The organism is Anaerobacillus sp. ABR4_321 (genome assembly GCF_056158505.1).
Map to the genome: position 1 here is coordinate 1,348,827 of NZ_JBSWTK010000001.1, position 12,294 is coordinate 1,361,120.

Annotated in this window: 8 protein-coding genes; 6 read left to right on the plus strand and 2 right to left on the minus strand. The window is 40.6% G+C overall.

Going from position 1 to position 12,294, the window contains the following annotated elements:
* Window positions 1-21: 21 nt before the first annotated feature.
* Together ACXADT_RS07020 and ACXADT_RS07025 are read left to right on the plus strand one after the other, a co-directional pair.
* The gene (locus ACXADT_RS07020; RefSeq protein ID WP_474810598.1) at window positions 22-2,055 is read left to right on the plus strand and encodes a catalase; all 2,034 of its coding nucleotides are present in this window, start codon (window positions 22-24) and stop codon (window positions 2,053-2,055) included.
* Window positions 2,056-2,241: 186 nt separating this feature from the next.
* Window positions 2,242-3,984, plus strand: coding sequence for an IS1182 family transposase (locus tag ACXADT_RS07025; protein WP_474833911.1), 1,743 nt, complete (start codon window positions 2,242-2,244; stop codon window positions 3,982-3,984).
* Between the two features lie 293 nt (window positions 3,985-4,277).
* On the opposite strand, the gene ACXADT_RS07030 is transcribed toward ACXADT_RS07025, so the two are convergent.
* Window positions 4,278-5,015, minus strand: coding sequence for a SurA N-terminal domain-containing protein (locus tag ACXADT_RS07030; RefSeq protein ID WP_474833913.1), 738 nt, complete (start codon window positions 5,013-5,015; stop codon window positions 4,278-4,280).
* 180 nt (window positions 5,016-5,195) lie between these two features.
* Between ACXADT_RS07030 and hpaB the strand changes: the two genes are divergently transcribed.
* The gene (gene hpaB, locus ACXADT_RS07035; RefSeq protein WP_474833915.1) at window positions 5,196-6,629 is read left to right on the plus strand and encodes a 4-hydroxyphenylacetate 3-monooxygenase, oxygenase component; all 1,434 of its coding nucleotides are present in this window, start codon (window positions 5,196-5,198) and stop codon (window positions 6,627-6,629) included.
* 157 nt (window positions 6,630-6,786) lie between these two features.
* Complete coding sequence (locus ACXADT_RS07040; RefSeq protein ID WP_270180010.1) at window positions 6,787-8,109, plus strand: short-chain fatty acid transporter; 1,323 nt, start codon at window positions 6,787-6,789, stop codon at window positions 8,107-8,109.
* A gap of 48 nt (window positions 8,110-8,157) precedes the next feature.
* On the opposite strand, the gene ACXADT_RS07045 is transcribed toward ACXADT_RS07040, so the two are convergent.
* A complete protein-coding gene (locus ACXADT_RS07045) occupies window positions 8,158-9,603 on the minus strand; it encodes a carbon starvation CstA family protein (protein ID WP_270180009.1) in 1,446 nt (481 codons plus the stop codon).
* 355 nt (window positions 9,604-9,958) lie between these two features.
* On the opposite strand from ACXADT_RS07045, the gene ACXADT_RS07050 reads away from it, so the two are divergent.
* The gene (locus tag ACXADT_RS07050; protein ID WP_270180008.1) at window positions 9,959-10,936 is read left to right on the plus strand and encodes an acyltransferase family protein; all 978 of its coding nucleotides are present in this window, start codon (window positions 9,959-9,961) and stop codon (window positions 10,934-10,936) included.
* Window positions 10,937-11,058: 122 nt separating this feature from the next.
* Window positions 11,059-12,165 carry a peptide-methionine (R)-S-oxide reductase MsrB gene (gene msrB, locus ACXADT_RS07055; protein WP_474833917.1) on the plus strand — a complete coding sequence of 369 codons (1,107 nt, stop codon included), beginning with the start codon at window positions 11,059-11,061 and terminating at the stop codon, window positions 12,163-12,165.
* Window positions 12,166-12,294: the final 129 nt, after the last annotated feature.

Genomic DNA, 12,294 nt, shown 5'->3' on the forward strand with positions numbered 1-12,294 from the left:
GTTAGAGGAGGAGAACTAAGAATGAGTGACGAGCATAACAAGAAAAAAGAACAATTAGAAAAATATAGCACGACAGACGAAGGTAAGATGACCACGAATCAAGGGCAAAAGGTATCTGAAGATGAATTCTCACTTAAAGCTGGTGAGCGTGGACCAACATTGATGGAGGATTTTCATTTTAGAGAAAAAATGACACACTTCGACCATGAGCGTATTCCTGAACGAGCTGTTCATGCGCGAGGGTTTTCAGCTCACGGTGAATTTCAAGTATACGAATCGTTAGAAGAGTTAACAGATGCTGAATTTTTAAAAGATCCATCTAGGAAAACACCTGTATTTGTTCGTTTTTCTACCGTTGCTGGCTCTAAAGGTTCTTCTGAAACGGTACGTGACGTGAGGGGATTTGCGACACGTTTTTATACAGATGAAGGGAATTTCGATTTAGTAGGAAACAACATTCCGGTTTTCTTCATTCAAGATGCGATTAAGTTTCCAGACTTGGTGCATGCTGTAAAACCAGAACCTCATACTGGAATCCCACAAGCAGCATCAGCGCATGATACATTCTGGGATTTCATCGCAAATAATCAGGAATCAGCACACATGGCGATGTGGGCGATGTCTGATCGTGCGATTCCAAGAAGCTTTCGTATGATGGAAGGATTCGGCGTTCATACATTCCGTCTTGTGAATGCAAAAGGAGAAGCAAACTTCGTTAAGTTCCATTGGAAGCCAAAGCTAGGCGTTCACTCTCTTGTTTGGGATGAAGCACAAAAGCTTTCTGGTAAAAATGCTGATTTCCATCGTGCTGACTTACTAGAAGCTATCAATAATGGAGACTATCCTGAATGGGAGCTAGGCCTACAGATCATCAAAGAAGAAGATGAGTTCAAGTTTGATTTTGATGTGCTCGATCCAACGAAGCTTTGGCCTGAAGAAGATGTCCCTGTCAAAATTGTTGGAAAGATGGTGCTAAACCGTAACGTAGAGAATGTTTTTGCAGAAAATGAACAGGTTGCCTACCATCCGGGGAACGTCGTGAAGGGAATCGACTTCTCAAACGACCCGCTATTACAAGGACGTTTGTTCTCTTACACTGATACACAGATCAACAGATTTGGAAGTGCAAACCATCATGAACTGCCGATTAATAAGCCGGTTTGCCCATTCCATAATAATCAGAGAGATGGGTTCATGCGTCAAACGATAAATAAAGGTCAGGTTAGCTACCACAAGAACTCTCTTGCTGGTAATCAACCGGAGCCGGCAACAGAAGAAGAAGGCGGGTATGTACATTACCAAGAAAAAGTAGAGGGTCATAAGATTCGAGCTCGAAGTGAGAGCTTTAAAGATCACTTCTCTCAAGCTACGTTGTTCTGGAACAGTATGAGTGATGTTGAGAAAGAGCACATTATGAATGCATTTAGCTTTGAGCTAGGTAAAGTTGAAAGTAAGTCCGTTCAGCAGCAAGTGGTGAACATGCTAGGGAATGTGAATCTTGATCTTGCTACATCAGTTGCACAAAACATTGGAGCTGAAGCACCTAGAGAAGGTGGATCAGATGTAACGAAAGCTTCTCCTGCTCTCAGTCAGATCAATACAAAGTTTGAGCCTGATACTCGCAAAGTCGGTGTGATCGTCGACGATGGCTTTAATGGTAAAGAACTGATCGCTGTTCTTGATGAGTTGAAGGAACAAGGCATTATGCCAGAGCTCATCAGTGATAAACTCGGCGTGAAGAAAGGGAACGATGGTGCTGAGGCTGAAATCGATCATACATTCTTAACGAGTGAATCCGTGCTCTTCGATGCGATTTATGCAGTAGGCGGGGATAACGAAAACAAAGCCTTTTATCAAAAAGCAAACTACTTTATTAATGAAGCATTTTCTCATTTCAAACCGATCGGTGGAACACATGAAGGTGCGAAATGGTTAGAAAATAATAACATGAGAGGCAGTGCGGGAGTCGTCGTGGGTGATAATCCAGAAGACTTTGCAAAGGAATTTGCGAATGCTGTTGCAAAACACCGTCACTGGGACCGAGAACTTGTTTAAGGTTTTATTCCAACTTAAAAAGAGGCTGGGACAAAACCCAGTAAATTAAAATAAGAGTGGCCCCTCGGACAATAAAATTGTCCGAGGGGCCACTCTTTCTATTTTTTCATCTTAATTTAACATTAATATAAGGACAGCCTCTGATAAAATTAGAGTTACCACACAATAACCATCGGAGGTGCCCTTATGTTTAAAGATTATAACATGAATCAAGTGATTTTGCCCCTGGATTTAGAAATGAAATTACAAGAAAATGATATCGCCTATTCCGTCCATGAGTTGGTCGAACAGATTCCAGATGAAGCTTTTACTGGATTCTTGCGTGATACAGGATGTCCAGCTTATCATCCTCGCATGATGATGAAAGTCATTTTGTGTGCGTACACGCAATCGGCTTTTTCAGGAAGAAAGATCGAAGGCCTCCTCAAAGATAGTGTTCGGATGATGTGGTTGGCGCAAGGGTATGAACCCAGTTACCGCACAATCAATCGGTTTCGTGTCCACCCCGAAGTCAAAGAACTTCTTCGTCAGTGTTTCGTGCAGTTTCGTTGTCAGCTCGTTCAAAAAGACCTTATTGATCATGAAGCGATCTTTATTGATGGTACAAAAATCGAAGCGAATGCCAATAAGTTTACATTTGTGTGGCGCAAGGCTGTTGAAAGGTACAGCGAGAGTCTGATCAAAAAGTCGAATGCGATGTACGATGAGTTGATCGAAAACGAAGTCATTCCCGAAATCGAACGAGAAAATCCAGAACAACTTTCCATCAAAGAACTTTCTAAAATAGAAGAAAAGCTAGAAGAAAAAGTCGAAGAATATAACGAAAAGATTGAATCCAGTGCCGATATAACCGAACGAAAAAAGCTTCGTTCAGAGCGAAAAGGACCAAAGCAATTCCTTAAACAAATGAAGGATTTCGTATTGCGCAAAACAAAATATGAAAACGATATGACCATCTTCAAAGAACGGAACAGTTATTCAAAGACCGATCACGATGCCACGTTCATGCGCATGAAAGATGATTACATGAGAAATGGGCAACTCAAAGCCGGTTACAATCTCCAGGTTGCGACGGAGGGGCAATATACGCTCGCTTACGATATCTTCCCGAACCCAACGGACACGCGCACATTTCGTCCCTTTCTAGATCGCGTGGAGAATGATTTCTTTGAACTTCCAACGTATATCGTTGCGGATGCCGGTTATGGAAGCGAAGAAAACTACATCGATGTCCTTGAAAATCGGAAGCGAATCCCTCTCATCACGTACAATACCTATCGCAAAGAGAAAAAGAAGAGCGTTAGGAAAGATACGTTTCGCGTATCCAACTGGGACTACAATGAAGAAGAAGATTTATTCATATGCCCAAATGGAAAAGCGTTGCCGTTCCGTTACGTCTCTCATCGCACTGACCGGAGTGGCTTCAAACGAGAATTTAACGTTTATGTATGCGAAGATTGTACCGGTTGTCCCTTGCGTCAACAATGTACAAAGACCAAAGAAGGCACGAATCGGAGAATCTATTACAATACTAAGTGGGAACAACAAAAGAATAAGGTAAAAGAGCTGCTTTCGGACGAAAAAACAGGGGAACTCTACGGTCAACGAAAAGTTGATGTGGAACCAGTTTTTGGCTATCTGAAGGCTATTTTGGGTTTCAATAGGATGTCCCTAAGAGGGAAAGAGAATGTCAAAAATGAAATAGGATTTGCGCTCATGGCGGTAAACTTAAGAAAGGTACACCGCCATGAGTGCAGAGTAACCCAATATTTTTGGAAAGAATCAACCAAAAAAGGTTCCGTTCATCACAAAACGATGAACGGAACCTTTTTTTCGTTATTTCAGGCTAGTTATGTCCCAGCCTCTTTTTTAATTCATTTTCGATCAATCATTGAAGATATCTTTCATTTCATTTTTTTCTTTTATTAATCGTTGAAAATGCTTTTCTATTCGTCTTGCTATAAAAGGGAGAAATATTACTATTAACATAAGCCAAAGCATAAAATTCTTCCCTTATTTAAGAATTTCCCAGTCATACTCCCCTAATCCTTCCGTTCGTGGAAAAAAAGAAATGTTAGAGATTAAACTTTGCTAATCTAAGTGTATCATAGGTTTCCACATATTGTATTATCACCGACCCTTGAATAGATAACCTAATTGCAGAACTTTAGTTCCCTTCAATGAAAAAACCGCCGAGGATCATTCCTCGGCGGCTTCAGGTTTTACACGTTGATTTTAATATCAGCGTCTTCTTTAAGCTTCTCGATATGCTCTTGCTGTTTCTTTTGCTTTTTCTCGCCTTCAAGACCTTCTTTAATCTGATCTTTTACTTCTTCGTACTTCGGCATTTCTTCTGAGTTACCTTGTTCTTTTGCTTGCTCATAATATTGCTTCATTTCTTCTTCTGTTACTTCTTCGACTTTAATTTCTTTATCTACGTATGCAGAGTATTGAACATTTTTCGCGATTTCTTTCTTAAGTTCATCTAATGTCATGCCGCTCTCTTTAAGGGCTGCTTCAAATTTCTTTTCATCGCCATACTGTTCTTTCAAGCTTGCAAGTTCTTCTTCTACTTGCTTTTCTGATGCTTCATAGCCTTTGTCGTTTGCGGCTTGAAGGATTAATTCTTGGCCTACCATACTTTCAGCTACTTGCTTTTTAAGCTTCGTTAGCTGTTCTTCAGAAACCTCTTGGCCCATTTGGTGATACTGCATTTGGTTTTGGGTGTAGAGTGCGTTGAAGTCTTCACCTTTAATTTCTTCACCATTTACAGTTGCAATCACTTTATCTTCTTCTACTTTATCAACTTCGGGTTGTGATTGTTCAGAGCCCTCTTTTCCTTCAGCTGATTTTTGTTCTGTATTGTTTTCGCTATTACCCTTGCTCTCTTCATTTCCTCCACAAGCTGCAAGCGCAACAAGTAAAAGTCCAGTTATCATTAAATAAGTTAGTTTTTTCAAGTCACATGCTCCTTTCAAAAGGCTGTTCCCATTGTTCCACAAATTTTCCACTTTGAAAACCCCATGAGTAAACTATGGGACAAATTCCACAATTCTATTACTATATAGAAACATGGGTAACTACCTTGCCACATGTCCACCATAATTTGCATAAACTAGTACTAGAAAGGGGGAGCATTTTTGATTAATGGGAAACAGTTCGTCGATAGAATCGATGCCCTCCAGAATGAGGTATGGATCGAAGGGAAAAGATGTGAGGATAAATTATCTGAATCAGCACCTTTCAAAGGTATCATTGCCAGTAAAGCCGAACTTTATGATTATCAGTGTTGTTCGGAACAACAGGAATTGTTTAGTTACACAACACATGATGGGGAAAAGTATGGCTTCTCGTATCATCAACCTCAAACTGTAGAGGATTTAATAAATAGAAGAAAAGCTACTCAGAGCTGGGCTAGATTAAATGGTGGTCTGGTTGGTCGTCCGCCGGATTATATGAATACATTAGTTATGGCATTGGCAGCAGCATCTCCTCATCTATCAAAAGGTGAACGACCATTGGGAGAAAACATGAAGGCGCTCTATGAGCTAGCGAAATCGAAGGATCTATCGATCACACATACCTTCATCAATCCTCAGGTGAACCGTTCTATCTCACACTATTTAGATGATGCTACGATTACTGCGGCTAAAGTAATTGAAGAAAATAAAGATGGGATTGTTATACATGGTGCTAAACTTCTAGCAACGCAAGGAGGATTGACCGATGAGCTTCTCGTTCTGCCAAGCGGACAGACCTTAGATGAGTCATTCATCTTTGGGTTCATGATTCCTTCCAATACGAAAGGACTTCGGTTCTTATGCAGGGAGTCCTACCGATATCGTGAATCGTCGTTTGACCATCCGCTAGCAGCAAGATTTGAAGAGGGAGATTCACTTGTAGTGTTTGACAATGTGTTGGTCCCTTGGAATCGTGTGATACTCTATAAAGATTTTCAGGTTTTAAGTGATTTGGATGCCGAAACCGGTATGTATGCTTTTCTTCAATATCAGGCTGTTTGTAGACAGGTTGTGAAATTAGAGTTTCTGCTCGGTTTGTGTGAGGCGATGTGCGATGCCATTCAGATTAGTGAATTTGAACACGTGAAGCTCAAAATGACGGAGATCATCGTCTCTCTAGAGATCATGAGGGCGTTACTTCTATCTTCAGAAGTAAATAGTGAAATAAACCGCTATGGAACGCGCGTGCCAGACAGTAAGCCACTTCGTACAGCGAACAACTACTTTGCAAAAACATATCCAAGGTTGATCGAAATTACACAATTGCTTGGTGCGAGCAGCATGATTTCGTTACCAACTGAAGATGACTTTGAGTCTAAGATCAAAGGTGATTTAGGTCAATATCTTCAAGGAGCTAATATCGATGCGAAGGAACGCGTGAAGCTGTTTAGAATAGCATGGGATATCGGGATGAGTGCGTTTGGATCAAGGCAAACGCAGTTTGAACGTTTTTTCTTTGGAGATCCGATCAGACTCTCTACTTCTTTTTACAACAGTTATCCTAAGCAGGCGTACCATGATATGGTGCAAGACTTTTTAAATAGTAAAAAATAATGGCTGTCGAGATTTCTCGACAGTTTTTCTTATGGTTAAAAGAAGCTCCCCTCTTATTTAGGTTTTGTTTGTAATCGTTTTCATGAATTGGAAGGAGTCACCTAGAAAAATGTCGAATGAGGTTAGGGTGAGAAGGATTGTAGGAGGAGTTGAAGTCATGTTAAAAGCAGCAATATCCGTATCAAATCGGGTGATGCAAAGGTACTTACCCGACCCGTTCTTATTCGTTATTTTGTTAACATTAGTTGTGTTCGGTCTTGGTTTGATTTTTACAGGAAGTTCACCAGTCCAAATGGTTCAATTCTGGGGAGAAGGGTTTTGGAATTTACTTTCATTTTCCATGCAGATGGTCCTTGTCCTCGTGACTGGTTATGTTCTTGCAAGTAGCCCGATTTTCAAAAGAGGGTTAGGGTGGCTAGCGGGATTAGCTAAATCACCCGGACAAGCAATCGTATATGTCACTATAATTTCACTGATGGCAAGCTGGATTAACTGGGGATTTGGTCTCGTGATCGGTGCGCTTTATGCAAAGGAACTTGCTAAGAAAGTTGATAAAGTAGATTATCGTTTACTAATCGCGAGTGCTTATAGTGGTTTTATCGTCTGGCATGGTGGACTAGCAGGATCGATTCCACTCACCATTGCGACACCTGATCATTTTTCAGTAGATCAGATCGGGTTGATTTCAACTGGAGAAACGATCTTTTCCCTATTTAATCTTCTTATTGTGGGGGCATTGTTTCTTTGTCTTCCGGTTATTAATTATTTCATGTCACCTAGAGAAGAAGAGCGTGTATTCGTTGATCGTTCCTTACTTGAGACAGAGGATCTACAAGCTGCTACGGCAGAAGGAGAGCTAACTCCAGCAGACCGTATCGAGAACAGTAAAGTACTATCCATGATCATGGGGTTAGTCGGATTATCTTATCTCTTCTATTATTTTATAACGAATGGTTTCCAGCTTAATTTAAACATTGTAAACTTTGGATTTCTTTTTTTAGGAATCTTATTCCACGGCACTCCTAAGCGTTTTCTAGAAGCAGTTACAGATGCCGTTAAAGGCGCAAGTGGCATCATCATTCAGTTCCCTTTTTATGCGGGGATCATGGGAATGATGGTAGCTTCTGGCCTAGCTGCTCAAATGTCGCAAGGGTTTGTTTCCATATCGAATGAGTGGACGTTCCCTTTCTTTACATTTCTAAGTGCAGGAATTGTAAACTTTTTCGTTCCCTCTGGTGGAGGGCAATGGGCAGTGCAGGCACCGATCGTACTAGATGCAGCGAAAGAGCTTGGTGTCTCTATTCCAAAGGCAGCCATGGCTGTCGCTTGGGGAGATGCCTGGACAAACCTTATCCAACCTTTCTGGGCGCTACCAGCACTTGCAATCGCTGGTTTAAAAGCAAAAGACATCATGGGCTTTTGTGTCATCGTCTTAGTTGTAAGTGGCGTAGTGATTTCAGCTGGACTTGTATTCTTATAAAACAAAAAGCTGCTTCCCTTCATTAGAAAGGGGAGCAGCTTTTTTATGTTATGATGCGACTTGTTCAACACTGAAGTTTGGCTTTTTACGCTCTTTCCAGACTTGATATCCGAACCATAGTCCCACGATCAAAGTGATGACGCCACCAAGAATCATAGAAACAGTGTAAGGAAGCTCAAATCCTTCTGGGGCTAAGAATAAATAAGTCGCCACCGTCATCGTCATGAAGAGTGCAGGTAGACTACAGATCCAGTGGAACTTCTTGTTTTTAACGAGATACATGGCACCAGCCCAAAGCATCACTGTCGCAACAAGCTGGTTTGTAAATCCAACGTACCTCCATAAAAACGTGTAGTCCATTTGCGTAAGCATGAAGGTAGGCAACGCAACGATACCTGTGAGCAATAGCGTTTTTGCACTTCCAGAAGGTTTACCTTTGTTCTCCTTCTTCGTAAAAAGATCTGCAAGCATCATTCTAGAGGAACGTAGTGACGTATCACCAGTAGTAATCGGTAGTACGATGACTCCAAGGATGGCCAAGATGCCCCCAACCGTTCCTAGAAGAGAAGAGCTGATTTCGTTTACGACTCCTGATGGACCTCCTGCAGCAAGTGTTTCTTGTAAGCCACCAGTGCCGCCAAAGAAAGTCATCCCGGCAGCAGCCCAAATCAATGCGATGATACCTTCTGCGATCATAGCTCCGTAAAATACTTTTCTTCCTTCACTTTCTTTTTTCATTGTCCTCGCGATGATCGGACTTTGCGTAGAATGAAATCCTGAAATTGCTCCGCAGGATACAGTGATCATAAGAAGTGGCCATAATGGTAAATTATCAGGGTGTAAATTCGATAGTGTTAAATTTGGAACGGCATGATCCATGAAAAACAGTCCGATTCCGATCGAGACAGCCATTACGATTAAAATAACACCAAAGATTGGATAGATCTTTCCAATGATTTTGTTTACTGGAAGTACTGCAGCAATAACAAAATATGCAAAGATGATCAGAAGACTGGCTAAAAAGCTTAACGGTGTAACCTGTGCCATCAACTGAGCGGGACCAGCTGTAAATGCAGCAGCTACTAACACCATAAGAACGATCGAAATGATGTTGATCGCGCCTTGTGCGCCTCTTCCTAAATACCTTCCTACTAAAGAAGGGTATTGCTCTCCATTGTGTCTTAGTGACATCATCCCAGAAAAATAATCATGAACAGCTCCAGCAAAGATACAGCCGATTACAATCCAAATGAAAGCAACTGGACCATAAAGTGCTCCGAGCACCGCTCCAAAAATAGGACCAAGACCAGCTATGTTCAATAGTTGGATCAAACTACCTTTCCACCAACTCATCGGCATATAGTCCATGCCATCTTTCTGTGTATAAGCAGGAGTTTCGCGATGATCATCAATGCCGAAAATTCGCTCAACCACCTTAGAATAAACAATATAACCAAGAACCAATAATGCAACTGCACCGACAAAAGTGATCATGTTACTCGCCTCCTCTTCTTGCATGTTTGAAAATATAACACTCATTGTACTTATCAAATTGACAAAATACAATAGATTATTCAGAAAAAATAAAATAGTTATAACTATAGAACTGCAGAAGCGCTCAGATGCCCCCGAAATATGGGGAAAACGGGACCTTAGACACCTTCTAAACCTCCCTGAATATGTAAACAAATCCTTTTCAAAAATGACCGCTAAAATACGAATATTACAATTCGAATAACTAATAGTGAAATGGGGTAAAAATGAACGAGAAACGGGTATTATGATGGTGAACATTATTGGAATTTACTAATACAACATCGTTTTTATCGTCTGAGGAGGGTCATCAATCGTGTCACAGCGTATTGCATATTTTGATAACAGCAAAGCAATTTTGATATTACTAGTTGTGGGAGGCCATTTGGTCACACCATTTATCGCTGACTCGCGATTACTATATAGTTTTTACCACGTTATCTTTATTTTCCATATGCCAGCCTTTATCTTTTTAACTGGTTACTTTACACGAAAAGCATCTGGAACAAAATATTATTGGAAGATCTTCACTACCTTTCTTCTCCCATATATTTTGTTTCAAGTCGTCTATGCAATTTATTACACGAATCTTTATGAGAAGCCTTTCCAGATTGAGTTTCTTACTCCGAGGTGGGCGATGTGGTTCTTGTTATGTATTGCAGCGTACAAACTTCTTGCACCTATTATTTTAAAAAGCAAAACAAGCTTATTGCTTACTTTTAGTATTACTGCAGGACTTATCGTCGGTTATTTCGATATAGAAAGGTTTCTTTCTCTAGATCGTCTGTTTGTCTTCTTGCCATTTTTTGTTTTAGGTGTCGTCATGGGGCGGAGTGAAAAGCCGATCCGTTTACCGTATATGAAGTGGATAGCTCCTGTAGTCCTTGGTGGATTGTTTCTCCTTTTCTATCTTTATAGAATTGAAGGATTAACAGACCTCTTATATGGAACATATGTCTATGAATCGAACTTAGGGCTGCTTGTGCGTTTAGGGTATTACGTAGGAACGGCATTCGTGATGTTTATGTTCTTCTCCATCATTCCAAAGACGCCAATCGTCATCACACCGATAGGATCACGAACATTTGCGATTTATCTTTTCCACGGATTCATCATAAAATGGTTTCTTGAGCAGCAGTCTGCAGAGGTTATCTCTACCTTATGGGGTATTCCATTCATCGCAATCTTTACACTTACCATCGCGATGATACTAAGTCTCCCATTCTTCTCAAAGCTTCTTGCCTTTGATCGTTGGCTGCCATCCCCTGAAAAATTGAACTTTAGTAAACGATAGGAACGCTATAAAGGCGTTCCTTCTTTAATGTTCAAAGCAAAAATCTCTCTTTTCTAACTAAGATGAGTTACACTTATAATAAGTGGAGAGCTGTTGGACCTTAGCAGAGGGAGGAACTGTGAATGAAGAAATCTAAAATCATCGTGTTGCTTGGTTTGTTAACCGTTCTGATATTTGCAGGCCCAAAACTGTATGATGTTTTATTCAATCGGTCTTATGGAAGTGAGCCCGTTAAAGCTGTAGATGAAAACTTAGAAGTAGCGACCTTTGCTGGAGGATGCTTCTGGTGTATGGAACCACCTTTTGAAAAGCTGGATGGTGTTGATGAAGCGATATCAGGTTATATTGGGGGCGATACAAAGAACCCATCATACGAAGATGTTTCTTCAGGAAACACAAGTCATGTTGAAGCCGTTCAGGTGCATTATAATCCTGATATCGTATCATATGAAACGTTATTAGATGTTTTCTGGCGACAAATTGATCCAACTGATGAAGGAGGTCAATTTGTAGACAGAGGAGATCAGTATGTATCAGGCATTTTTTATCATAATGAACAACAGCGAAAATTAGCGGAGAAGTCCAAAGAAGAGATTGCAAATTCTGGCCGATTTGATGAACCGATCGTAACCTTTGTAAAGGAAGCTCCTACCTTTTATGTAGCTGAGAAATACCATCAAGACTACTACAAAGAAAATGAGTTTCGATACAATATATATAGGAAGAATTCCGGGCGCGATCAGTTTTTGGATGAAGCCTGGGGGGAAGATCGAGAAATAGAGCTGCCAAATCAAGGTGTTTCTTATACGGATGAAGAATTGAAGGAAATGCTTACACCACTTCAATATGAAGTGACTCAAGAGGATGGTACTGAGAAAGCTTTTGATAATGAATACTGGGATAATACAGAAGAAGGTATTTATGTGGATATTGTGTCTGGAGAGCCATTGTTCAGTTCTACTGACAAGTATAAGTCAGGAACGGGGTGGCCTAGTTTTACTAAACCACTAGTTGAAGAAAATATTGTAGAAAAAGAAGATAAAAGCCTCTTTATGGTCCGAACAGAAATTAGGAGTAAGAACGCCGACTCACATTTAGGTCATGTTTTTGAAGACGGTCCAGAGCCAACTGGTTTAAGGTATTGTATGAACTCTGCAGCGCTCGATTTTATACCTAAAGAAGAATTGAAAGAGAAAGGCTACGGGGAATTCTTAACTCTTTTTCAATAAAGCGAAGGTAGCATGTGATGCTGCCTTTTTTATATTTATTGATTACCTTGTGTAAACTGTAGGTTGAGGCAATACCCCCCTTGAAATTTTACGGGAGGGGGTATAAGATCGAAGGGTAGGAGGGTGAGA